Source organism: Candidatus Chryseobacterium colombiense, from assembly GCA_029203185.1.
GTDB lineage: Bacteria > Bacteroidota > Bacteroidia > Flavobacteriales > Weeksellaceae > Chryseobacterium > Chryseobacterium colombiense.
The window spans coordinates 296931-321033 of record CP119310.1 but is presented as its reverse complement, the minus strand read 5'-3'; the positions used below and the strand labels follow the sequence as shown (position 1 = coordinate 321033).

The 24103-nt window shown below is 34.0% G+C and carries 21 protein-coding genes; 13 read left to right on the top strand and 8 right to left on the bottom strand.

Annotated elements, in window-relative coordinates:
* The first annotated feature begins 70 nt into the window (after nt 1-70).
* Nucleotides 71-1432 carry a PQQ-dependent sugar dehydrogenase gene (locus tag P0Y62_01420; protein ID WEK70214.1) on the top strand — a complete coding sequence of 454 codons (1362 nt, stop codon included), beginning with the start codon at nt 71-73 and terminating at the stop codon, nt 1430-1432.
* Between the two features lie 74 nt (nt 1433-1506).
* On the opposite strand, the gene hemN is transcribed toward P0Y62_01420, so the two are convergent.
* The 4 genes from hemN to P0Y62_01400 form a co-directional block, all read right to left on the bottom strand.
* A complete protein-coding gene (hemN, locus tag P0Y62_01415; GenBank protein WEK70213.1) occupies nt 1507-2865 on the bottom strand; it encodes an oxygen-independent coproporphyrinogen III oxidase in 1359 nt (452 codons plus the stop codon).
* Nucleotides 2866-2953: 88 nt separating this feature from the next.
* Nucleotides 2954-3865, bottom strand: coding sequence for a sialate O-acetylesterase (locus tag P0Y62_01410; GenBank protein ID WEK70212.1), 912 nt, complete (start codon nt 3863-3865; stop codon nt 2954-2956).
* A gap of 102 nt (nt 3866-3967) precedes the next feature.
* A complete protein-coding gene (locus P0Y62_01405; GenBank protein ID WEK70211.1) occupies nt 3968-4978 on the bottom strand; it encodes a glycosyl hydrolase in 1011 nt (336 codons plus the stop codon).
* Between the two features lie 57 nt (nt 4979-5035).
* A complete protein-coding gene (locus P0Y62_01400) occupies nt 5036-6556 on the bottom strand; it encodes an amino acid permease (GenBank protein ID WEK70210.1) in 1521 nt (506 codons plus the stop codon).
* Between the two features lie 165 nt (nt 6557-6721).
* On the opposite strand from P0Y62_01400, the gene pnuC reads away from it, so the two are divergent.
* The 5 genes from pnuC (at nt 6722) to P0Y62_01375 (ending at nt 12668) form a co-directional block, all read left to right on the top strand.
* Nucleotides 6722-7393 (top strand): nicotinamide riboside transporter PnuC, encoded by a 672-nt coding sequence (pnuC, locus tag P0Y62_01395; GenBank protein WEK70209.1) that lies wholly within the window; start codon nt 6722-6724, stop codon nt 7391-7393.
* 4 nt (nt 7394-7397) lie between these two features.
* Nucleotides 7398-8027 carry a hypothetical protein gene (locus P0Y62_01390; GenBank protein WEK70208.1) on the top strand — a complete coding sequence of 210 codons (630 nt, stop codon included), beginning with the start codon at nt 7398-7400 and terminating at the stop codon, nt 8025-8027.
* Between the two features lie 91 nt (nt 8028-8118).
* On the top strand, nt 8119-8886 hold the full coding sequence (dapF, locus tag P0Y62_01385) for a diaminopimelate epimerase (GenBank protein ID WEK70207.1): 768 nt from the start codon (nt 8119-8121) through the stop codon (nt 8884-8886).
* Between the two features lie 27 nt (nt 8887-8913).
* On the top strand, nt 8914-9939 hold the full coding sequence (gene mltG / locus P0Y62_01380; GenBank protein ID WEK70206.1) for an endolytic transglycosylase MltG: 1026 nt from the start codon (nt 8914-8916) through the stop codon (nt 9937-9939).
* Nucleotides 9940-10106: 167 nt separating this feature from the next.
* The gene (locus P0Y62_01375; protein WEK70205.1) at nt 10107-12668 is read left to right on the top strand and encodes a TonB-dependent receptor; all 2562 of its coding nucleotides are present in this window, start codon (nt 10107-10109) and stop codon (nt 12666-12668) included.
* Nucleotides 12669-12723: 55 nt separating this feature from the next.
* Here the strand turns inward: P0Y62_01375 and P0Y62_01370 are convergent, their stop codons facing one another.
* Together P0Y62_01370 and galE are read right to left on the bottom strand one after the other, a co-directional pair.
* Complete coding sequence (locus P0Y62_01370; protein WEK70204.1) at nt 12724-13161, bottom strand: adenylyltransferase/cytidyltransferase family protein; 438 nt, start codon at nt 13159-13161, stop codon at nt 12724-12726.
* A 96-nt stretch (nt 13162-13257) separates the two neighbouring features.
* Nucleotides 13258-14277 (bottom strand): UDP-glucose 4-epimerase GalE, encoded by a 1020-nt coding sequence (gene galE, locus P0Y62_01365; protein ID WEK70203.1) that lies wholly within the window; start codon nt 14275-14277, stop codon nt 13258-13260.
* Between the two features lie 196 nt (nt 14278-14473).
* On the opposite strand from galE, the gene P0Y62_01360 reads away from it, so the two are divergent.
* On the top strand, nt 14474-14671 hold the full coding sequence (locus tag P0Y62_01360) for a hypothetical protein (GenBank protein WEK70202.1): 198 nt from the start codon (nt 14474-14476) through the stop codon (nt 14669-14671).
* Nucleotides 14672-14710: 39 nt separating this feature from the next.
* Here P0Y62_01360 and P0Y62_01355 read toward each other — a convergent pair whose 3' ends face one another.
* Nucleotides 14711-15835: a DegT/DnrJ/EryC1/StrS family aminotransferase gene (locus P0Y62_01355; GenBank protein ID WEK70201.1), complete on the bottom strand. Its 1125-nt coding sequence runs from the start codon at nt 15833-15835 to the stop codon at nt 14711-14713.
* Nucleotides 15836-15999: 164 nt separating this feature from the next.
* On the opposite strand from P0Y62_01355, the gene P0Y62_01350 reads away from it, so the two are divergent.
* On the top strand, nt 16000-17604 hold the full coding sequence (locus P0Y62_01350) for a S8 family peptidase (GenBank protein ID WEK70200.1): 1605 nt from the start codon (nt 16000-16002) through the stop codon (nt 17602-17604).
* A gap of 98 nt (nt 17605-17702) precedes the next feature.
* On the opposite strand, the gene P0Y62_01345 is transcribed toward P0Y62_01350, so the two are convergent.
* Nucleotides 17703-20237, bottom strand: coding sequence for a phosphoenolpyruvate carboxylase (locus P0Y62_01345; GenBank protein WEK70199.1), 2535 nt, complete (start codon nt 20235-20237; stop codon nt 17703-17705).
* A gap of 243 nt (nt 20238-20480) precedes the next feature.
* On the opposite strand from P0Y62_01345, the gene P0Y62_01340 reads away from it, so the two are divergent.
* The 5 genes from P0Y62_01340 to P0Y62_01320 all read left to right on the top strand — a co-directional run bounded on the left by P0Y62_01340 (nt 20481) and on the right by P0Y62_01320 (nt 24052).
* Complete coding sequence (locus P0Y62_01340; protein ID WEK70198.1) at nt 20481-20912, top strand: hypothetical protein; 432 nt, start codon at nt 20481-20483, stop codon at nt 20910-20912.
* A 290-nt stretch (nt 20913-21202) separates the two neighbouring features.
* Nucleotides 21203-21607 carry a hypothetical protein gene (locus P0Y62_01335; GenBank protein WEK70197.1) on the top strand — a complete coding sequence of 135 codons (405 nt, stop codon included), beginning with the start codon at nt 21203-21205 and terminating at the stop codon, nt 21605-21607.
* Nucleotides 21608-21641: 34 nt separating this feature from the next.
* Nucleotides 21642-22223 (top strand): hypothetical protein, encoded by a 582-nt coding sequence (locus P0Y62_01330; GenBank protein ID WEK70196.1) that lies wholly within the window; start codon nt 21642-21644, stop codon nt 22221-22223.
* 96 nt (nt 22224-22319) lie between these two features.
* The gene (locus tag P0Y62_01325) at nt 22320-22793 is read left to right on the top strand and encodes a WG repeat-containing protein (GenBank protein ID WEK70195.1); all 474 of its coding nucleotides are present in this window, start codon (nt 22320-22322) and stop codon (nt 22791-22793) included.
* Nucleotides 22794-22888: 95 nt separating this feature from the next.
* Nucleotides 22889-24052: an iron-containing alcohol dehydrogenase gene (locus P0Y62_01320; protein WEK70194.1), complete on the top strand. Its 1164-nt coding sequence runs from the start codon at nt 22889-22891 to the stop codon at nt 24050-24052.
* Nucleotides 24053-24103 lie beyond the last annotated feature (51 nt).

Here is a 24103-nt window from a genome sequence, read left to right as displayed (position 1 = left end):
AGTGAATTTTTCAACATTTGATTGGTATGAAATTTTCATTCAGATTTAATACACTAAATATCAAAATATTATGAAAAATTTACTTTTTTATGCAGGTATTTTTTCTTCCGTTATTGTTAATGCCCAAAGCATTAATATAGAAGAATTTGCCACGGGATTTACAGCTCCCGTCGAAATCGCCCATGCGAATGACAGCAGAATGTTTGTTGTTCAGCAGAATGGAATTATCAGAATCGTACAACCTACCGGAACCATTAATTCCGCTAATTTCCTGGATATAAGCTCAAAAGTAACTTATGGCGGCGAAAGGGGACTTTTAGGACTTGCTTTCCATCCTCAGTACGCAACAAACGGCTATTTTTTTGTATATTATAATGATACCAACGGAAATATAACGGTAGCAAGATATACGCGAAGTTCTAATCCTGATGTCGCTGATGCAACAACAGAAAAAATCGTTCTGAATCTCCCTAAACCATTTGATAATCACAATGGAGGAAGTATTCACTTTGCACCGGATGGATATTTATGGATCGTAACTGGAGATGGAGGAAGCGGTGGTGATCCTAACAATAATGCCCAAAATAAAAATTCACTTCTGGGAAAACTGCTTAGACTAGATATCAATTCTACAGGGCCTTATAATATTCCACCTACGAATCCTTTTGTTGGTGTAGATGGGGCCGATGAAGTCTGGGCTTACGGATTGCGTAATGCCTGGAAATTTAATTTTGATACTACTCCCGGAAATGTAATGATTGCAGATGTAGGTCAAGGTCAGATAGAAGAAATTAACCGGCAGCCAATTTCTCAAGCGGGTCTCAATTATGGCTGGAGATGTTATGAAGGAAATACACCCTACAATACAACAGGCTGTCCAAGTACTTCTACGATGACTTTCCCAGTTGCGGCGTATAATCATACCGGAGGGAAATGTTCAATTACCGGAGGATATGTTTACAGAGGTACACAATACCCGGCTTTGCAGGGAAGGTACATTTTTGCCGATTACTGCTCTACCCAGCTTGGAATTTTAAATCCAGACGACTCCATAACCTGGACTTCAGCATTCTCCGGAAACAATTTTTCAACATTTGGACTCAATAATCAAAATGAATTATTTGTAGCTGCCGTTAATAATGGAAAAATATTTAAAATTACTTCAGGAACATTGGCTACACAGGAAAATACTCTTGCCCCACAAATAAAAATTTATCCCAATCCCGCATCAAAAAGAGTTTTTATTGATGGCGTAAAAGACAAAGATATTTCTGTTGAAATTTTTAGTGTTGATGGAAAAACAGTTTTACAATCTCAAAAAGTAGAAAAGAATAAGGGGATTGACATCTCAGGGATTCCGGCCGGAGTTTATTTTATTAGTCTGAATTCAGAAAATTTAAAATATTACAGTCAAAAATTAATTATTAAATAAAATATATTCAAATATCATAAAAAATCCAACCAATAAATGGCTGGATTTTTTCAGTATAATAATAATTTTAATTTTTAAATCGTCATCGAAAAAATTCTAGTTTCAGGTTTATTTCTCATCATTCTCAAATCAAAAACCATGGCTACGTTTCTGGTAAACGCTCTTCCTTTTTCTGTTATTTTAATCTGATGATCATGAATTTCAACCAATTCATCACTTTCCATTTCCTTCAACATTTCAAAAGCATTTTCTAATTCAGGAAAAGAATTGTTGACATCAAAAGTCGTTTCAAGCTGACACATCAAATTCAAGATATGTCTTCTTACGATAAGGTCTTCTTCGTTCAGGATATGTCCTTTTACTACAGGAATTTTTCCTTCTTCCACTATTTTCTGATATTCCTCCACGGTTTTCACATTCTGAGCAAAAGCATACCAGGAATCTGAAATGGCCGACATTCCCAAGCCAACCATCAATTGAGTTTTGCTTGAAGTATAGCCCATGAAGTTTCTATGCAGTTTTTTCTGAATTAAAGATTGATACAAATCATCATGTTCCAGAGAGAAATGATCCATTCCCACTTCAATATAGCCTAATTCTTCCAGCAGTTTTTTACCATCTTCATACAACCGTCGTTTTTCTTCACCACTTGGAAGGTCATTTTCGTCAAATCCTCTTTGTCCAACTCCTTTTACCCATGGAACGTGTGCATAAGAATAAAACGCCAAACGATCGGGTCTCAGTTCCATTGTTTTATGGATAGTATTTTCCATAGCTTCCCACGTTTGATGCGGAAGCCCGAAAACCAAATCATGACTTATTCCTCTATAGCCAATTTCTTTTGCCCATTCCGTCACTTCTTTTACTTTTTCAAAAGACTGTATTCTGTTGATGGCTTTCTGAACTTTAGGATCATAATCCTGAACTCCAAAACTCACTCTTCTGAAACCTAAATCATAAAGAGTCTGTAAATGTTTTTTAGAGGTATTATTAGGATGTCCTTCAAAGGAAAACTCAGGATGTTCCGCAATTTCAACCGTTTCAAAAATACCCTCCAATAAAGTTTTTAAGTTTTCCGGAGAGAAAAAAGTCGGTGTTCCTCCTCCTAAGTGAAGTTCCTTTAGTTTTGGCTTTTCATTAAACATTTGAAGGTACAACTGCCATTCTTTCAAAACGCTTTCCAGATACGGAATTTCAACGCTGTGTTGTTTTGTAATACGTTTATGACATGCACAGAACGTACATAGCGCCTCGCAGAAAGGCAAGTGAATATAAATAGAAATTCCCTCTTCTGCATTGGTTTCCTTAAAAGTCCTGATTACACTTTCTGTCCATTTTTCAGATGAAAAACCTGTCTCATCCCAGTATGGAACAGTAGGATAAGAGGTGTAGCGAGGTCCGGGAATATTGTATTTATCTATTAAAGAATTCATTTTAGGCTTAATTTTAAACTGAATTTCAAATTGAAATTTCTTACTGCAAAATTAAATATATCTTATGAATATTTAATCATGAAATATATTAGGGTCTTTTTTCGAAATTTATAATGAGTCTAAATACCTCTTCTGCAAATTTTTGTCCCATATCAATATACCCTGCACTGTTGTAATGCCATGGATCATCACCATAACCGTAATTTTTAGTTGAGCGGACAATTGCTGCATTGCTGTCATTTCTTACAAATTTCTCCTGAGCATACTGTACAAGCTCTCCCATTTTCCATACTTTACCTGATTTATCCTTCCCTGAATCTGATATTTTTCCGATCACGACAGGAAGATCATCCGTCAGCATTGCAGCTCTCATTTGATTCATCAATATCTTTAAATGATCATAATAGCGATTGGCAATAGCTTCATCATAACTGGCATCACCTTCTCCCTGCATCCAGAGAATTCCGGACGGAACGATCTGATCTTTCTTACCATCTTTGTCAATATCAGTTTCGGATAAAACATTCTTTACGGCTTTTAAAAAGTTATCATATTGATTCAATCCGTTTTTACCGTTAAAATCCGCATCCCAGCACCCGAAAGGTCCAGCAGCAAGACTGTCGATAGAAGTTCCCTCTCTCGCATATTTTATTAAAGCAATTTTATCATTGGGGAATAGCTCTTTGATCTTTTTCGCAAAAGACATCTCTAGCCCAAATCTATCGGAAAGTACATTTATTTTACCGTCTGTTTTAAAACCTGTTCCATTTCCTGGTTTTAAAATATCCCATTTACCTATCCCACCATTCAAATCCCCATCAGGAACAGAGTTTCCCTGAAAAATGTAAACATCTTTAAATGTTTTCAGATCATTCACTAAATCTTTATTAAAACCAAAACCATTCATATTCGACTGTCCGGCCAAAATGAAAACCCTTATTTTTTGAGTGTAAAATAGTGTCGGAATCAATAAAAGGAAAAATATCTTTAAATTTTTCATGCAGAAATTTTAAGCAAATTTAATTGAAGGAAAATTGAATAGACTGTATTTGAAAAGATATGATCTATAATAAGGATTTAAAATTTAAATTTAGTACATCCTTTAAAACTTTAATTTCATCACCGAAATCTTATCCTTTCCCGCAAGAACTACGGTATTCTCATCTATCCATTGGCAAACAAAAAATCCTTTTTCATCAGAAATCTTTTTCCATGTCTTTCCAAAATCTGCTGAATAACTGATATGCTGATCTCCTACGGAAATCATTTCTTTTCCTTTAGAACCGGGCTTAATTTTCACACAAGTCGTATACCCTGCATTTTTTCCTGACGCCTGAATTTTCCATGTTTTTCCTCCATCATTCGTAGTTGCAATATTGTTGATATTATCAGCTTGTTTTGTATAATCTCCACCAACAGCTATTCCAAATTTGTCATCATAAAAATCTATCGAATACATTCCCTGGGAAGATTCCCCCTGCACAAATGGAGTATTAAAAACTTCAATTTTTTCATTTTTTAAATCCATTCTTAAAATTCTTGATGCTTTTCCGCCTGTTGCAATCCAAAGGTGTTTTTTTGTTGAAGCTATATTTGTATTGCTCGCAGCAAAAGCTGCTTCTCCTGTATTCAGACTTATATTGTTTTTAAAATTGCTCCATTTCCCATTTCTAAAAACAGCTAATTTCAGATGATTATCTTTTTCTGCATCGCTAAAAGTATAGGCCAATTTATTATTTACAAAATGTAAGGCATCATAAAAAGCAGTCTTTACTGTATCTCTAAAAATAATTTCAGAGGTTAAATCTTTTTTACTGATCTTAAAAAACTCTGCCGGACTTTCAATATTGATGGCATAAAACGAGTTGTTATCCTGAGCCAGGGTTCTGAACTGTAATTTTTTCTCTGACAACCTGATCTGCTTCTGATTTAGAGGATTTTTTATATCTACAAAACCAAATTTAGAATCCGTTCCGCTATACCAGACTTTACGATCATATAACTCAATAGCACGGATACTAATTTTATCATTAAAGACGGTTTCTAAACTTACCTGTTGAGAAAACGAAAGTATTCCTAAAAAAGAAAATAACAGAGGGAATATTTTTTTCATAGAAACAAAAATAAAAAATCCACAGAAAAATCTGTGGATTTGTATGATTTTAATTTTTTATAGATCTAAATCAGGTTTTTGCAAAGGCTCCTGCTCTGCTTTGAACGTTTCGCCATATCCTACTTTATGTAATTTAGAATGTCTGAGACTGTAAGCAAAGTAGATAATCACCCCTAAAGCAAGCCATGCTGTTGATAATAGTTTCGCTTCATGACTTAAATTCCAAATCAAATACACATTGATACAAATCCCTAATGTTGCAATCACAGGCAATGCAGGAACTTTAAAGTTTCTAGGCAAATTAGGCTCTCTTTTTCTTAAAATCCAAACCGCTACACATACCATAGTAAAGGCAAACAGGGTTCCGAAACTCGTCATATCAGCTAATTTACTGATCGGCGTTAAAGAAGCTACCGTAGCAATTACAATTCCTAAAAGCATCAAACTTTTTGCAGGAGTTTTTCTTACCGGATGTACATCGCTGAACATTTTAGGAATCAGTCCGTCTTTAGACATTCCTAAGAAAATTCTTGATTGCCCCATAATCATTACCATCAATACAGAGATCAAACCTACCGTTGCTGCAATTGTGATAATATATCCTGCCCATCCCTGACCTGCAATTTCAAATGCATACGCTACAGGCGCTTTGATTGCATCAGGGAATTTGCCATGAGGATCAAAGTTCGTATAATTCATCATTCCCGTAAGAACTAATGAAACCAAAATATATAATACCGTACATACCAAAAGTGAAACAATGATTGCAAACGGTACGTCTTTCTTTGGATTAATCGCTTCTCCGGCCTGAGTGGAAACAGCATCAAATCCAACATATGCAAAGAATATTGCAGCAGCTCCCGAAATAACTCCTTGGATTCCGTAAGCCTCTTTCATTTTATCACCCTCCATTACCATTTTCTGAGCCGGAATAAACGGATCCCAGTTGGAAGTATTGATGAAGAATACCCCTGCAATAATTACAAATAATACTGCAGAAACCTTCATGATTACAATAAGGTTATTCGCTTTTGCTGCTTCTTTAGTTCCTTTTATCAATAAAGAAATCACAACCAGAACAATAACAAAAGCAGGTAAATTCATGGAAAATCCCTCTCCAGTATAACTTGCTGGATCAGAAGTAAGATAATCCGGCAAGTGAAGGCCGAACATTTTCAACAATTTATTAAAATATCCGGACCACGAAACCGCTACCGTCATGGACCCCATCGCATATTCAAGGATAAGTCCCCAACCGATAATCCATGCAAAAATTTCTCCTACAGTACCATACGCATAAGCATAAGCAGAGCCTTCTACAGGCAGGATAGAAGCAAATTCAGAATAACATAAAGCTGCGAAAACACACGCAATTCCCGCGATAATAAAGGAAAGTGCCAATGCAGGACCTGCATGATAATAAGCCCCTGTACCCGTTAACACAAAAATTCCGCCTCCAATGATCGCTCCGATACCGATAGCTGTAAGACTCCATTTACCAAGTACTCTTTTAAGCTGACTACTTTTAACATCATTCTCAAAAGCACTCATTGGCTTTTTCGTCCAGATTTTTGACATATTTTACTATTTATTAAAGATTTACGAAAATATAAAAAATTTAGAAACCTTAACGTTTATTGACAATTTTTCGTCATTAATTTTAAACAATCAAGCTTAAAAAACTGATTACCACTACATTTAAATCATTTTCAACTCTCTTATTTTTTGTTTACTTTTGGGCTCATGAATATATACGATCTTTTCATAAAACCCTATGAAAGCTACACTTCTCTCCAGATTTTCCTGGAAGCCTTTGCAACGGTCTTCGGAATCCTGAGCGTATATTTTTCCATTAAAAAGAACATCTGGGTCTATCCTACCGGAATTATTTCCACTTTAATATATGTTTACATTCTTTTCAATTTTGGATTATTGGGAGATTGCATGATTAATGTTTATTATACTGTAATGAGTATTTACGGATGGATATTATGGGCAAAAAACTCTGAAGATCATATTCATGTGGAAGTAACATGGGCTTCCAGAAAAGAATGGATGTATGGAATTATCCTTTTCTTGTTCAGTTTAATATTAGTTACTATCATCTATTATTATAAACCTTATATAGACAACCATTTTTCTATGAAAGGCACGAATCTTGGTTTATATCATTTAGATTGGGGAAATAAGTTAGACATTGTCACAACATCCATCTTTTTAGTCGGAATGTGGTTTATGGCTAAAAGGCGCATTGAAAACTGGATTTTTTGGATTATAGGAGATTTTATTTGTATGCCTATGATGATTTATAAAGGTCTCGGAATCACTTCGGTTCAATATTTGGTATTTACTATAATGGCTATCTTAGGATACCTCACTTGGAAAAAAAATTATAAAGAAAAAAAAGTACAATAAAGTCATGAAAAATTTATTAAAAATAGCATTTGGCATTTTAATGATGAGTAGCCTTACCTCCTGTGCAGTATATTCAGATACAGGATACGGAGGATATGGAGACCCATATTATAATAACGGATATTACTATGCTCCAAGCGGATATTACGGAAATGGAGGATATTGGGGAAATGACGGATATTATTACCGAAATGATTATACCTATTACTACGACAACGGAATGCCTTATTATTATTACAACTATAATAATTCTAGGAGAAAAGTATATGTAGAAAGAAGAAATACTACCTCACAAAGACCTAATAACGGATTTAGAGGCGGAGTAAATGACGGTTCTTATAATGGCGGCTACAGACCTAACACCGGACAAAACAACCAGGGAGGTCAAAGACCTAATAACGGATTTAGAAATCCTGGTAATCAGGGAAACCAAAATCAGAATCAAAACCAAAATAATAACCATCAGGGAGGATTTAGAAATAATACTTCTACTTATAATAATTCAAACAGCGGATATCAAAATCAGCCAAATAACAACTCAAACGGTGGCTTCAGAAATAATTCGGAAAGCACACCCCAGAATAATTCTCAGCAAAACGGTACTCCTAACAGAAGCGGCGGAGGATTTAGATAAAACGATTATAAATAAGAGAACGAACAGCTAACACTGTTCGTTTTTTGTATTAATTATAGTAATTTTGCAAGTTCAAATTGAGACAAAAAATATGGATTTTTATAAATATCAGGGCACTGGAAATGATTTCGTCATGATAGACAACCGTTCAGGAGAATGGAATGATCTTTCGGTCGAAAACATTCAAAAACTATGCGACCGCCGTTTTGGAATTGGCGCAGATGGGTTTATTAAAATTAATGTAGCCGAAGGATACGATTTTGAAGTGGATTATTACAATTCTGATGGTTCAAAAAGCTTTTGCGGAAACGGGGCCCGTTGTTCAGTGGCTTTTGCATTTTTTCTTGACATTTTTGAAGGAAAGTGTAAGTTCATGGCCATCGATGGGGAGCATGAAGCAGAAATCCATAATGGGATTGTAAAACTTAAAATGAGAGATGTAGAAACGATTTCCAATGATGGAGAAGATATGGTAATGGATACCGGATCTCCTCATTATGTAAAATATGTTGAAGATATTATCAATTATAATGTTTTTGCCCACGGAAACGGGATCAGAAATTCTGAAAACTATAAAGAAAAAGGAATTAATGTCAACTTTGTGGAAAAAATTTCTGATGAAGAAATTTTCGTAAGAACCTATGAACGAGGCGTTGAAGACGAAACTTACAGTTGTGGAACAGGAGTTACGGCTTCTGCTTTAACTTTTCTTCAAAATAACAATCTAATTTCTGTAAAAGTAAAAACCCTGGGAGGAAATCTTAAGGTTTATGCTGAAAAAAGCGGAAATTCTTTTCAAAACATCTGGCTGGAAGGTCCCGCAAAACAGGTTTTTAGAGGAAAAGTAGATCTTATTTAAAAAACAAAAACTTTAATCGCCATTTAAATGAAAAAAGCAATTCTTTTTATCATCCTGCTCGTATTGGGAGTAGGCGGATTTTTTGGATTTAGATTTTATAAAAAATATTACGGAAACAATATTAAAAAAGACGGATATGTTTTGATTCCTCACAAAGCGAATTTCAAACAAATCCTGGATTCCGCATCAAAATATGTTGATAATCAAGAATCTTTCGAAGCAGTAGCAAAAGAAAAAGATTTGGCTCAATATTTCAAGGCAGGGAGATACCACTTTCAGAAAGGATTAGGGAATGCGAATTTGGTAAATATGATCAAAGCCGGAAACCAAAGCGAGAACAGCTTTAGAATTGGTGATTTTGGAGACGTTTACCAGATGATCGGTAAAGTTTCTAAAAAAACAGAACTGGACTCTTTAAAATTTGTGAACGATCTGAATGCCATTGCAGTCGAAAAAGGTTACAATAACGCGGAAGATCTGAAAAAATATTTCTTCATTGATACATACAATTTTTTCTGGACAGTAACTCCGAAAGAATTCTTCAAAAAATTTGATGATCAGTACAATGAATTCTGGAACAGCGAGAGAAAAGCGAAAGAACAACAATCAGGTTTAACGAGAGATCAGATTTATGCTCTTGCTTCTATCGTTTATAAGGAATCCGGAGGTAAAAAAGATGAGCAGAAAACAATTGCCGGGTTATATCTCAACCGTTACAGAAAAGGAATGAAGCTTCAGTCTGATCCAACAGTAATTTATGCCATAAATAAACAGACCAATTTTAAGGAGCAAATCAAAAGAGTATTCTATAAATATTTGTCTACTCCATCTCCTTATAATACATATGCTAACAAGGGAATTCCACCGGGACCAATTTGTGTGGTTGATAAAAATTCTGTTGATGCCGTTTTAAACGCTGAAAACAACAACTATATTTATATGTGTGCAAACCCGGCAAAACCCGGCTATCATAAGTTTACTGATAATGCCGAAGAGCATGCAATTAATGCAAAAGCATATCAGGATTGGCTTAACTCAAACAATATCAAATAAAAAATAAATTTAACTTTATTTTAACTAATCAATAATTAACATTCAGCTTTAAAACGCGACATATACATTATAAATAATAAACAATCTTAATATTCTGAAAATTTTACACATTTATAATTTCATAATATTAATGGCAATATTTCACGATTTTACACAAAAAAAACGTTATGAATCAGACGGAAATCATTAACATTTTCACTAAAAAAACCTTAGGACTTACCTTTGTACTTTCTGCGGCTGCCTTTGCTTTTGGGCAGGAAAAAGTAGGAATTTCAGGAACTGTGGTTAATAAAAATAATCAGCCTGTACCCTATGCTTCAGTTACTTTCAGCAACAAGACAAGTAAACTTCTCAGCGATGCTGCTCTTACTGATGAAAAAGGTCAGTATAAATTAGACCTTACTCCTGGAAACTATGATATTACAGTAGAAGCAATCGATTACAAAAAAAATGTAATCAACAAACAGATTGCAGCAGCAGGAAATATCGGAGCCTTATCTATTGAGCCTGAAAAAAGTGCAACCAATATAAAAACCGGAGATATTCAAGCGGTTGTCATCACCGCTCAATCCACAAAACCTTATAAAGTTGAACTTGATAAAAGAACTTATGATCCTTCTCAGGATATTGTAAGTAAAGGAGGAAATCTTCAGGATGTACTTTCTAATGTACCCTCAGTTTCTGTAGATACAGACGGAACGGTTTCTATGAGAGGAAGCTCAAATGTGAAATTCCTTATCAATGGTAAACCTTCTGCTCTTCTTGGAATTGATGATGGTGCGAATGCTTTACAAAGTATTCCTGCTGACCAGATTGAAAAAATTGAAGTCATTACTAATCCTTCTTCAAAATTTGAAGCAAGCGGAACTGCTGGTATTTTAAATATTATTTTAAAGAAAAGTAAGAAAACCGGTTTTAACGGTAGTGTTATCGGAACTTTAGGATACCTTCCTCAAACCAACTTAAACGCTAACCTTAATTGGAGAAAGGGTAATTTTACATGGTTTCTAAATGGCGGAGGAGGCTACAGAGAATCTAAAAACATCAGTAGAAATAATGATTATTTTAACAATGCTATTTTAAATGATGACTTGGTACAAAGAGATACTAATTCTGAAACTAAAAGTAAAAATAACAATTATAACGCTTCTGCAGGAATAGTATATGATATCACTGAAAAGACATCGGTAAATGCTTCTGGGACAGTAAGAACATTCGACAGTGAAAATTTCGGTAATATTGATTATGCTTACACTCCTTTTAAAAATCCTTTTTATACATCAAGGAGAACTACTCTTGGTACAAATAACAATCTAGCTTTTCAAGGTGATTTCGGACTAGATCATAAATTTGATGATAAAGGGCAGAATTTATCACTGTCATTGAGTTTACAACGAAGCCGATCATATAATGACACCAATATTGATGACACTATCGATAGTTTAAAAGATATTATTAATCAAAATACGATTAATAGATCTGTTATTGGTAAAGTCGATTATGAGTTACCTATTGGCGAAAATTCAAAATTAGAAGCAGGATATAGAATTGATCTCAATACTAATGACTACAGTAATGATGTTCGTGAAAGCACTTCTAAAAAACCTTTGGATTTCCTTAAGCCATATACTTATGATGCGACATATAAGGAAACTTTTAATGCTTTTTATTTACAATTTAAAAGTAAAATAGGAAAATTTGGTTATCAGGTTGGAGTGAGAGATGAACTATCGAATGTAGATATTAATTACTTAAGTCTTGATCCAAATCCTAAAAAAAATACAGTTGTAACAACTAAAAATTATAATAACTTATTTCCTAGTGTTTATTTAAGTTATGAATTTGCAAAAGACAATCAATTTTTATTGAATTACACAAAAAGAATAGATCGTCCAAGATCATTTTTTATGATTCCTAACCCAAATTATAGTGACAATCAAAATATCTTTGACGGAAATATAGATCTAAATCCTTCTTACGTTGACTCTTTTGAATTTGGATACAGTATTTCTAAAAAGAAATTTACACTAAATCCTACTTTATATTACAGACATCAGACAGATGACACAAAAATGTTGGTTTATAATATTTTAGCAACAGACGACAATGGAAATATTAGTGATCCAAAACGTATAGAGTCTCACACAAAACCAATAAACTTGGGTACGGATGACCGTTATGGTTTAGATTTCAATTTCAACTGGGATGCAACAAGCTGGCTAAAGTTCTTAGGAAATGTTGATTTATTTGGATACAATACAAAAGGAAGTACATTATATGATACTTTTGATATAAACGGAAATCCTATCCAGGCAGTTGCTAATTTTGAAGGTAAAGGATTCTCAACAAGAGCAAGGCTGTCCTCAACAGTTAAAGTGGACAAAACCTTCAGCTTCCAATTACAAGGTTTTTATAGAGGTGGACAAAAAACAGCTTACCAAGACAGAAAAGATATGTATGCCATCAACTTTGGAGCATCAAAAACAATATGGAAAGGAGATGGGACTTTAGCATTTAATATTCAGGATATCTTCAATACCCGATCAATGAGATCTACAACATATACAGCAAATAGTGTTAGAGACTCATACATGCAATGGCAGCCAAGACAGTTCTCAGTTTCTTTAACTTACAGATTTAAGCAGGGAGAAAAAGTAGACCAGCCTAAAAGAAAGAAAGATATCAACTCCAATGCAACAGGAGACGATCAGCAAGGAGGACCAATGTAATCCTTCTTTATATAACATAAAAAAATCCCGGAATTAAATTTCGGGATTTTTTTGTTTATTTTGTTAATTTTAATTTCTCAGCTTCAAAAATTCTTTTTCTTAAATCACTCGATGAAAATCTGTGATCTCTTTTATTGTAAAAAATCTGAATTCCTTTTTCTTCGCAGTACTTTTTACCGGTAAAATCTCTATCCATATAATCATCACCGATAATTCGTACATCTATTACGAATGATTTCAAAATATCTTCTAAATCCTCTTCTGTATAATAAGGAATAATCTCATCAACCGCATTGACTGCCTTAAGCTGAATATACCTTTCTACAATAGTCTGGGTAGGTTTGTTTTTACTAGGTCGGTCATGCGAAGGATCAATCTGTAGTCCTACAATAAGGTAATCACATACCGTTTTGGCTTCTTCCAACATTTTTATATGACCGGCATGAAGCAGATCAAAGGAGGAAAATGTAATGCCTATTTTTTCTGTTTTCATAATGTGTATTAAATTTCGATGATAAGGGCTTTTAATCAACCAATATTTAGCTAAGGTATTATTTAAATTTATAATTTCTTTACAAATTTCAAAAATTTAATTTCTCGAATTCAAATATTTCTGCCATTCCCAAGTTGTTTTCAAAGCATTTTCTAAAGTTGTCTCTGACTTCCAGTTAAGCTCTTTTTCAGCTTTTTCCACATTGGCATAAGCAATCGTAATATCCCCTTCTCTTCTCGGACAAATCTGATATGGAACCTCAACATTATTGGCCGTTTCAAAAGCTTTTACTACTTCCAACACAGAAGAACCTTTTCCTGTTCCCAAATTATAAATATCAATTACAGACTCTTCGGATTGATTCTCCAATAACCTTTTCAGGGCTGCAACATGGGCTTTCGCCAAATCAACAACATAGATATAATCTCTCACTGCTGTTCCGTCTTCTGTAGGATAATCATCTCCCCAAACACTTAATTTTTCTCTTATTCCCGCAGCAGTCTGCATTACATAAGGTACAAGATTATTGGGAACTCCAATCGGAAGTTCGCCGATTTTTGCTGACGGATGCGCTCCAATTGGGTTAAAATATCTCAATAAAGAAATTTTACGTTGATATGCTTTCGCAAAATCAATCAAAATCTCTTCTCCCATTTGTTTCGTCTTTCCGTAAACACTTTCCGGCATTTTTAGCGGTGTACTTTCGTCAATCGGCATTTGATCTGCCTGTCCGTAAACTGTACAGGAAGAACTAAAGATAAAATTTGAAATACCTCTTTCTTTAAATTCCTGCAGAATATTAATCAATGAAAATAAATTATTTTCATAGTAATCAATAGGTTTTTCCTGGCTCTCTCCCACTGCTTTATAAGCCGCAAAATTAATACAACCTTCAATGGTATAAGCATCAAAAACCTGAGTTAAAAGCTCTTTTCTCTTTAAATCAAAAGGATAGAAAGCTGGTTTTTCTCCCGTAATTTCCTCTATATTTTTTAAAATAAACTTTTCAGAATTTGATAGGTCATCTACAATGACAACTTCAAAATTATTATTTAATAGTTCTACAACCGTATGAGAACCGATATATCCAAGACCACCTGTTACGAGTATTGCCATTTTTTTAGTAATATTTTTTTAATCTTTGTGTATTCCTATATCTTCTATTTCATTAATTCCTTTGTATTCCTTTATTTTAAATACATTAACAACAATTAAAACTAATGTAAACAAAACTAAGAATTTAAAGCTAAAATGTTCTAAAGCATTATATCCATTAAGAAAATTTAATAGCAAGGGATACCCGACAATAAATATGGATAAAAATAGACTAAGGTTTAGAAACAAAACTGCTTTATTATATTTCTCAATTAAATTAATAAATGCAAATGAATTAATAATAATTGAAAAACAAGTGATTAATGTTTTAAATATGCTAAAATCATTAAACAATCCGAGAATCGAAAATGTTGATATTATAAAAAGAAATAAGCTGGTCATAACAGCTAAGTAATACACCAGCTTATATTTAAATATCCTTTTTTTCATCAGATCAACTCATGAATTCCAACACAGCATCCGTAATATACTTCAGCTGTTCGTCATCAAGTTCTGTATGCATTGGCAAAGAAATCACCTGATCTAAAAGCTTATCCGTATTTACGAAATCTGCATCATTACTTTCCTGATAATATGCTTTTTGTTTTCTCAAAGCTACAGGATAATAGATCATGGCAGGAATTTCTTTTTCCGTTAAGAATTTTTGTAATTCATTACGCTTACCATTCAAAATTCTCAAGGTATATTGGTGGAAAACATGGGTAGAATCTTCTGCCCTTTTCGGCGTTAAAATATGTTCGTGACTAGCAAAAGCTTCATCATAATAGTCAGCCGCTTTTCTTCTCGCATCGTTGTAAGAATCAAGATTAGGAAGTTTTTTTCTTAAAATTGCAGCCTGAATACTATCTAAACGAGAATTTACTCCTACTTCATCATGGTAATATCTTTCATACATTCCGTGATTAACAATTCCTCTTAAACGGTGTGCCAATTCATCATTATTGGTAAAAATAGCTCCACCATCACCATAGCAACCCAGGTTTTTAGAAGGGAAAAATGAAGTTGTCCCAACTGTTGACATCGTTCCCGATTTTTTCACGGTTCCATCAGCAAAAGTATAATCCGCACCAATTGCCTGTGCATTATCTTCAACAACGTATAGATTATGCTCTTCAGCAATTTTCAGGATCTCTTCCATATTCGCACATTGTCCAAAAATATGAACCGGAATGATTGCTTTTGTTCTTGGAGTAATAGCTTTTTTAATTGCTTCTGTTGAAATGGTAAAGGTATCATAATCCACATCTACCAATACTGATTTAAGTTTAAGCAAATGAATCACCTCTACAGTTGCAGCAAAAGTGAAATCTGCCGTGATTACCTCATCACCTTCCTGTAAATCCAGCGCCATTAAAGCAATCTGTAAAGCGTCTGTTCCATTGGCGCAAGGAATCACATGCTTCACATCTAAATAAGACTCCAATTCATTCTGGAAAGACTTTACTTCAGGACCGTTGATAAAAGCCGCTGAATCCATTACATTTAAAACTGCATTATCTACGTCATTCTTTATTTTGTAATACTGACTCTGTAAGTCAACCATCTGAATTTTTTTCATATATAAATTTATTTTTAATTATACACAGCCTCCTAATTATTAATATTTACTTATAAATTTGTTATATCAGGATTCTGTAATAATTTATTTCTGTAAAAATAAGGATTTTAATATCCTTTCAAAAATTTTATTGATTTTGTTTTATCTTTATACAAAATAAATGCATGAATAAATTTCTATCTTTTTGTTTTTTAGCAATTTGCTCTTCTTTTTCTGCTCAGACGGAACTTGTTTTTGTTTATTTTAATGATAAACCGAATAAAGCTGCATTTTATGCCAATCCACTATTAGAACTTACCCAAAAATCTTTAAACCGTAGAACCAATCTTGGTATTGCACTTAACGATCAGGACGCTCCTATAGAACAGTCTTACATACAAAGCATACAGAACTTAGGAATTCCTGTTACTGATTATTCCAAATGGTTAAATGGGGTCGCTGTCACTGTTAATCAGACACAGGTAAATCTGATAAAAACACTTCCGTTTGTATCGTCTGTACAAAGTTTTGCCAAAAACTCTGCATTAACGTTAAAAGTCCAGAATCAAAATAAATGGAACGGTTTTGAGAAAACCAATACAATATCTACAATTTTTAATTATGGCTCTGGTTTAGAACAGATTGATCAAATCAATCTTAAACCATTACACCTTGCAGGATATACAGGAACGGGAGTTTCTATCGCTGTAATTGATACCGGATTTCCTTTCGTAAATACTGGTGCTGCTTTTTCAAGATTATGGACCAATAATCAAATAAAAGCCAGTTATGATTTTGTTGCAAAAAGCACAGACATTTACAATACTTCACTGAATAATCATGGTTCTGTAGTATTAGGAGCCATCGGAGGTTACCTTCAGAACAGTTTTGTAGGATCAGCTCCGGATGCAGATTTTTATCTTTACAGAAGCGAAAATACTACAGTAGAAATCCCCGAAGAGGAAATGTACTGGATTGAAGCTGCAGAAGAAGCAGACAGAAAAGGGGTGGATCTTATTACCTCGTCCTTAGGATATTCTGTCTTTGACGATCCTAAGTACAACTATTCCTACTCCAATATGAACGGAACAACTTCATTTATTGCGAGAGGTGCTGAAATTGCGGTTAATAAAGGAATATTTGTACTGATTGCAGCCGGTAATTCCGGAGAACAGACATGGCATTATATTACAACCCCTGCAGATAATGCTAAAGTTTTCTCAATAGGTTCGGTAGATTCTGCTAATTTATCATCAGCATTTTCCTCATACGGTCCAAATTCGGCTGGAGTAATCAAACCAGATGCTGCGGCAAGAGGAACCAATTCTATAACCGTAGATAACGGATCACTTATTACTGTTTCAGGAACTTCTATTGCCACTCCGATTGCAGCAGGAGGAGTAGCCTGTCTTATCCAGGCATTTTCTACCATGAACAGAGAGTTGATGAGAAACAAACTGCGGCAGACCGCCTCGCTCTTTCCCAGTCATACCGATCAAATGGGCTTTGGAATTCTTAATTTCGGAAGTTTTTATAACTCGGTTTTAAATACCTCTGACCTCGTTAAGAAAAATTCTATTGCCATCTTTCCGAATCCAGTAAAAAACATTTTAAATATTGCTTCGGAGCATGAAGTGAGTTCTGTTGAAATTTATGATAATTTGGGGCGATTAATCACTAAAGTTAACAATCAAAAATCTGTAAAAGTTGAAAGTTTTGCAAAAGGAGTTTATTATCTGAAAATTCAAACGAAGGATAAAGTATATTATGAGAAATTTATAAAGGAATAAATTAAAAAACCTCTCGATTTGAGAGGTTTTTATTTTTATTATAATTTGTTTTATTTAGAGATTCTTCACTTCGTTCAGAATGACAGTTGGAATAGCTTTTATGCTGAATTTCTGCTCGCATTAATATTTCCGAACAACGAACGTGTCACGAGTTTCCCATAGGCTTCCCTATCACCTTCTCCTTTCTGGATTTTCATTAAAGCATACTGCTGAATACTCAATAACGGAAGCACAATTCTTTCACGGATTTTCACCGATTTTCTTGAAAGCGGATCTTCTTCCTGAAGCATTTTAAACCCTGTTAATTCCAGCATAATATTTTTAGAAAGATTATACTCATCAAACAGTACATTCCAGAACGCACCGAATTTAGGATTGTTTTTAATGTAATAAGTTAACGGAAAATAGGTCTTATTCATACTCATCATTGAATTCAGCACCAAAGTTTTAAAGAAATCTGAACCTTTATACAATTCTCTTACTTCATCAAATCTTCCCTGCTCTTTCATCTGCTGCATGGCAAAACCAAAACCAAAGAATCCGGGAACATTCTGCTTCAATTGAGCCCAGGAACCTACAAATGGAATAGCTCTTAAATCTTCAAACTTCAGCTCGTTTCCGTTTCCTCTTTTCGAAGGTCGGCTTCCAATATTGGCTTTCCCATAATATTCGAGCGTACTCATTTCCTGAAGATAAGGAACAAACATTGGATGTGCTTTCAGATCTGAATATTTCTGATAACTGATTTCTGCCAATTCTATAATTAAAGCTCTTTCTTTCTCCGTTAAATCTTTCTTAGCGTTTTTAAAAACATCATTTTCAACTCCGGCAGTCAGAAGCTGCTCGAAATTATATTTCGCCTGCTCTTTATTCCCAAAAATACTGGTAATGGTTTGCCCCTGAATCGTTAATTCTATTTTATTATTCGCAATTGTTTTTCCCTGAGATGCGTAGAAATCATGTGTTTTACCACCTCCTCTTGCCGGTGGTCCTCCTCTACCATCAAAGAACACGACTTTAATTCCGTTTTCTTCAGAAAGTTTCGTTAATACTTCTTTGGCTTTATAGATTTCCCAGTTTGCTTTCAGATATCCTCCGTCTTTTGTTCCGTCTGAGAAACCAAGCATAATCGTCTGCTGATTTCCTCTTTTCTCCAGATGCTTTTTGTAAACTGGGTTCTGATATAATTCCTTCATTACATTTTCAGCATTGGAAAGACCTTCCATGGTTTCGAAAAGCGGAACAATGTCCATATTGATATCTTCATCCTTATAGCCGCAGACTTTGAAAAATGCGTACACATTCATCACATCTTTTATCGCATCGGAATTGGAGATAATATAACGGTTCATCCCTCTTAATCCGTTCAGTTGCTGAATTTCTGAAACCTGAGAAACCGTCAGTAAAGTATCTTTAACAATATCTTCAAAATCATCAGCATTTACCTTTTCGGATATTTGAATCAATCGATTAAACTTATCTTCATTACTTACTTCTAAATCACCGTAAACTTTAGCAAATACTTCATCTATGACTTTCTGATGAATTCGGCTGTCCTGACGAACATCCAACGTTGCAAAATGAGTCCCGAAAATTCTTACACGATCTCTGAAATTTACCAGCAAGTCAAGGAATAACGAATTATGCTGTTCTACCAAGATCTTTTCAGCTTCATCCAGCCTTTTGATAATATCATCGGACGTAATTTTTTCATTTCTGAAAATTGCTGAATACAGCTCATTGCTCAGTTGGGTCAAAACATCTGAAACCCCTCTGAAACTTAACCTTCTTCGGACCGTTTTCAGATTATTATAATAAGCCTTTAAAATAGCTGAATGAAGTTCTTCAGCAACTCTTTTCGTTACTTCTGCGGTCACAAAAGGATTTCCGTCGCGGTCTCCTCCCGGCCAAAAGCCAAGCTGAATCAAATCTTCATGTAAATGAAAATGCTCGCTTCCAAAAGTTGATTTTATTTTGGTGAAAAGCTCTCCGATAGTATCATAATATACGTACCTCAAGTAATAAATAATACTCAAAGCCTCATCAATAGGAGTTGGTTTTTCTTTATTTACAAAAGGAGTTTTCCCCAACTGCTGAAGCAACATATCGATATTCGTGATAGAATCTGTTGTAATTGCATTTCTAAGATCATGAAGGATTCTCTGGACCGAATTCGGGTAAAACTGCGTTGGGTGAGCCGTAAAAACAATTTTCACCGCAAAATCTTTCAGCTTTTCACGGATTTTTTCAAGCTTATGATCCTGCAATGAACGTTCATACATATTAGTTACTGTTCCGTTATCACTTTCGGAGTGAAGATTCGGAAATGCGGCATCTTCAATACTGTCAAACAACACAACCTGCCTCTCTATATATTGTATGATTTTAAAAAGCAGTTCGAGCTTCTGCTCTTCGGTCTGTAAATCGGTATGATTTTTAAAAAATTCTTCAACAATTTCTTCGGGTGTTTTTCCGGCTTCATAACCGATCTTGCTTTCTTCACAAAGGAATGGAAGCAACATCCCGATATTTGTCATTTTATCATAAGGCAGGCTCATAAATAATGAATTGTAGATCTGGAACTTATTTTCCACGATCTGCCTGAATTTTTCTGCGCGTTGGTCGTGTATCATATAACAAATGTAGGAGATTTTGTTTTGAATTCAAATCACGTTTAGTTTAAAATTATATAAATTTTATGAATATTTTTGCAGGATATATAGACTATCCCATTGCAAAGTGTTTTCTTAAAAAATTCAATTCAGTTATATTATTTTTTTATTGAAACCATGAATATTACAGAAATGAAAATACTTTTTTTAGAAACCTAAAGTAAATTAAGTTTATATGTATCTTCGCAAAAACTATAACTATAGATGAAATTCGGAATTATTTTTTACGCGATCTTAGGAATTTTAGTATTTTTATTAGGTGTCTATTTATTACAATATTCCATTCCAATTTCACTTATTTTCTTTATTGGCACCTTTATTAACGGTGTTTTCATTTATAAAGAATACTCTGTTCATAAAAACGAAAAAATAGAATACAATGAAAATACACCTCCAGAAGAAGTTATTATCAAATATTCACGTTCAGGTAGAATTATTGCTATTACGATGTATAGTATTTTTATGATCCTAGGATTATTTTTTCTTGTAGGCATTAGATTCAAACTCAACGGAGCAACGATATTTGCATTAATTATACTTAGCGGATTTACAGGTTATTTTATTTTTAAAATCATTACAGAAGTAAAAAAATATCCCAAATTATACTCTCTATCAATGGAAAAGGAATACAAATAAAGAACAACAAAAGATATCTATGGAATGATATTCAGCTTGAAAAAATTATTGTAAAACGTAGAGTAAGTCGCGAACCTTCCAGACACGATTATACTCCTGAAAATAATTATTTGTATTTTTTTCACAACAATGAAAAAATAGAGATTAACATTGATGAGTTTGATATTAATGATTATCAGCTTTCCCAGGTTTTAAAAATATTCAGATCTCAATATAATAATTCAGCTTTATAATAATTTTGAATTAAACCACTTAATGATTAATTTTACTTTTTCACAGAAATTAATCCCATGAAAAAAATATTCATATTCCTTGTAATGGCTCTCATTTTCACAGCTTGTGGAGAGGATTGCTATAACGCTCCTCAACCAATCGTTTTTGAATTCGTTAACTCTAATGACGAAAACCTGATTACAAAAGGAACTTTAACATCATATTCAATTGCTGAGGAAAACCAAACAGGAATACAACTGACTAAAACTTCTGATGATAAAATAATTCTGGAAAATGTAGGCGCCTATAATGGCACAAAAAACTATAAATTTAGCTCCAATATCAAAAATTTTGATTTCTCCATTCAGTCATCAGAGTTCAAAGGAGGCTGCAATGGCTATCAGATCAACAAACTAACCTTTACAGGAGTCGGTATAGATGTAACGGATGAAAAAGGATATTATAAAATTGTATTGCAATAATTTACTTTGGCATTAATTTATCTGAGAAAATAGTATGAAAATTATTTCAATCATTTCTTTTCTGGTATCGAGTTTATTATTTTCTCAAAATACAGTTCCTTCCTATTTCAGAAAAATCCCTGAAATCCTGGATAATACCGAACTGCTCTATCCTTTTATTGTTCCTGATAAAAAATACGAATACTGGTCTGTATTTCATAACAATCCGGATCCTGACCAAGCTATCATCTATGAAAGCCAGGCACCGCAATACATGACGATTAATGATCCTGCTCCCGAGAAAGGTTTTTTTCAGAAATGTTTAGGTGAAAACTGCTTTTCTTACCTTATTGCCTGTGAAAACAGCCAGTCTAGATACTTTTCAAATGAACAGCAATTAAGAAATTTTATCGGCTATGTTGATAATCTTCCGGAAGCTATTCTGATTGCCCAAACATATGGTTTTCTGTTTGATTCCTCCAATATATCCGGAGGCGCTTATAAGATTGAAGATCATTATATCATTATGTATCTCTCAAAGCTCAGTAACTCTTCTTCCGTCACAAAAGAATCATTTCTGGTTAAGATAAATAGGAAAACAGGAAAAATAGATTCTAAAAGTAAAGGATTCTATTAAAAAACATCTGATTATTCTATAATTCATCAATACTGATAAATTTAATTTTGTCTATACACCTTTTTTCAATAGTTTCGCTCTACCAATTTACAAACTATGAAAAATCAGAACTTCAAAAGATCCGCAACTGGGCCATTCTATAAAGCAGCCCTCATGCTATTTGTTTTCTTCAGCCATTTTATGTTTGCTCAATATCAAAAAATTTATAAATATGATGAATACAACAAGGATTGGGCATTAGTAAAAACATCTTCTGGAACTTTTGGTTTTATTGACAAACAAAAAAAGCTGATTGTACAGCCTATTTATTCCAAAATTGAAAAATTTGGAGTTTTGGATAATAATTTTGCTTTGGTTAAATCAATATCTGATGGGTATGGATTGATTGATAAATCAGGAAAAGAAAGAGTTCCTGCCATCTATTCTAAAATAGAAAAATTTGATGCCATCAAAAAAGATTGTGCTTTGGTTAAATCAAGATCAGATCTTTATGGTTTCGTGGACAGAACGGGAAAAGAAATAATACCTGCTACTTATACTTTGGAAGAAATAAAGGCAAAGTTTCAATAGGTATCATTTAAGATCATCATTGGAATTTTAAAACAATCTTAACTTATTTTTGAAAAAGCATTCCGTACATTTGGGTAACAAAAAATGTAAGAACAATGCTTAATTTCGAGTTTAAAAATCCAACAAAAATACTTTTCGGAAAAGGTGAAATTGCTAAAATTTCCAACGAAATCCCTAAAGATGCTAAAATCTTAATGATTTATGGAGGTGGAAGCATCAAAAACAACGGTGTTTACGATCAGGTAAAAGGAGCTTTAAAAGATCACGACCTTTATGAGTTCGGTGGTGTTCCGGCGAATCCTGAATATGAAGTTCTGATCAATGCTTTAGACTTTATTAAAGAAAAAAACATCACATTCTTATTAGCAGTCGGCGGAGGCTCTGTAATTGACGGAACAAAATTCCTTTCAGCAGCTGCGAATTATGATGGTGAGCCGTGGGAAATCCTTACAAAACCTGTGAGAACTTTTGAAGGTGAAGGAATGCCTTTCGGAAGTATTTTAACATTGCCGGCTACAGGTTCTGAAATGAATTCGGGATATGTGATTTCAAGAAGAGAGACCAATGAAAAATTATCTTCCGGAGGTCCCGGACTTTTTCCGCAATTTTCTGTTTTAGATCCTGAAGTCGTAAGATCTATTCCTAAAAACCAGATTGTAAATGGATTAACGGATGCCTACACGCACGTTTTGGAACAGTATATGACCGCTCCTTCTTCTGCAGATTTACAGGAAAGAATTGCTGAAAGTATTCTGATCAGCTTACAGGAAACAGCTCCGAAGGTATTGGCAGATGATTTTAATTATGAAGCAGCCGGAAACTTTATGTGGTGTTGTACGATGGCTCTTAATGGACTTATCCAGAAAGGAGTGATTACAGACTGGGCCGTGCATGCAATGGGACATGAATTAACTGCTTATTTCGGAATTGATCACGCAAGAACCTTAGCAATTATCGCACCTTCACATTATCGTTATAATTTTGAAACTAAAAAGGGGAAGCTGGCTCAGTATGCAGAAAGAGTTTGGGGAATTAAAGACGGTAGTACAGAAGAAAAAGCAGAATTGGGAATAAAAAAATTGGAAGAGTTCTTTCACAGCCTACATATCCAGACCAAACTTTCAGAATATACAGAAGATTATAAGGGAACCGCTGAAAAAGTGGAAAAGGCCTTTACAGACCGCAACTGGTTAGGTTTAGGAGAATACAAAAAACTTACTCCGCAAGATGCCTACAAGATTGTAGAAATGAGTTATTAATAAAAATAAGGTTTAGGGTTTCAGTTTACAGTTAAAATATTAAACATGAAA

What these genes read in the sequence shown, in the direction of transcription:
- P0Y62_01420 (WEK70214.1), top strand. Translation starts at nt 71, where the DNA reads ATGAAAAATTTACTTTTTTATGCAGGTATTTTTTCTTCCGTTATTGTT.
- hemN (WEK70213.1), bottom strand. Translation starts at nt 2,865, where the DNA reads ATGAATTCTTTAATAGATAAATACAATATTCCCGGACCTCGCTACACC.
- P0Y62_01410 (WEK70212.1), bottom strand. Translation starts at nt 3,865, where the DNA reads ATGAAAAATTTAAAGATATTTTTCCTTTTATTGATTCCGACACTATTT.
- P0Y62_01405 (WEK70211.1), bottom strand. Translation starts at nt 4,978, where the DNA reads ATGAAAAAAATATTCCCTCTGTTATTTTCTTTTTTAGGAATACTTTCG.
- P0Y62_01400 (WEK70210.1), bottom strand. Translation starts at nt 6,556, where the DNA reads ATGTCAAAAATCTGGACGAAAAAGCCAATGAGTGCTTTTGAGAATGAT.
- pnuC (WEK70209.1), top strand. Translation starts at nt 6,722, where the DNA reads ATGAATATATACGATCTTTTCATAAAACCCTATGAAAGCTACACTTCT.
- P0Y62_01390 (WEK70208.1), top strand. Translation starts at nt 7,398, where the DNA reads ATGAAAAATTTATTAAAAATAGCATTTGGCATTTTAATGATGAGTAGC.
- dapF (WEK70207.1), top strand. Translation starts at nt 8,119, where the DNA reads ATGGATTTTTATAAATATCAGGGCACTGGAAATGATTTCGTCATGATA.
- mltG (WEK70206.1), top strand. Translation starts at nt 8,914, where the DNA reads ATGAAAAAAGCAATTCTTTTTATCATCCTGCTCGTATTGGGAGTAGGC.
- P0Y62_01375 (WEK70205.1), top strand. Translation starts at nt 10,107, where the DNA reads ATGAATCAGACGGAAATCATTAACATTTTCACTAAAAAAACCTTAGGA.
- P0Y62_01370 (WEK70204.1), bottom strand. Translation starts at nt 13,161, where the DNA reads ATGAAAACAGAAAAAATAGGCATTACATTTTCCTCCTTTGATCTGCTT.
- galE (WEK70203.1), bottom strand. Translation starts at nt 14,277, where the DNA reads ATGGCAATACTCGTAACAGGTGGTCTTGGATATATCGGTTCTCATACG.
- P0Y62_01360 (WEK70202.1), top strand. Translation starts at nt 14,474, where the DNA reads ATGGATAAAAATAGACTAAGGTTTAGAAACAAAACTGCTTTATTATAT.
- P0Y62_01355 (WEK70201.1), bottom strand. Translation starts at nt 15,835, where the DNA reads ATGAAAAAAATTCAGATGGTTGACTTACAGAGTCAGTATTACAAAATA.
- P0Y62_01350 (WEK70200.1), top strand. Translation starts at nt 16,000, where the DNA reads ATGAATAAATTTCTATCTTTTTGTTTTTTAGCAATTTGCTCTTCTTTT.
- P0Y62_01345 (WEK70199.1), bottom strand. Translation starts at nt 20,237, where the DNA reads ATGATACACGACCAACGCGCAGAAAAATTCAGGCAGATCGTGGAAAAT.
- P0Y62_01340 (WEK70198.1), top strand. Translation starts at nt 20,481, where the DNA reads ATGAAATTCGGAATTATTTTTTACGCGATCTTAGGAATTTTAGTATTT.
- P0Y62_01335 (WEK70197.1), top strand. Translation starts at nt 21,203, where the DNA reads ATGAAAAAAATATTCATATTCCTTGTAATGGCTCTCATTTTCACAGCT.
- P0Y62_01330 (WEK70196.1), top strand. Translation starts at nt 21,642, where the DNA reads ATGAAAATTATTTCAATCATTTCTTTTCTGGTATCGAGTTTATTATTT.
- P0Y62_01325 (WEK70195.1), top strand. Translation starts at nt 22,320, where the DNA reads ATGAAAAATCAGAACTTCAAAAGATCCGCAACTGGGCCATTCTATAAA.
- P0Y62_01320 (WEK70194.1), top strand. Translation starts at nt 22,889, where the DNA reads ATGCTTAATTTCGAGTTTAAAAATCCAACAAAAATACTTTTCGGAAAA.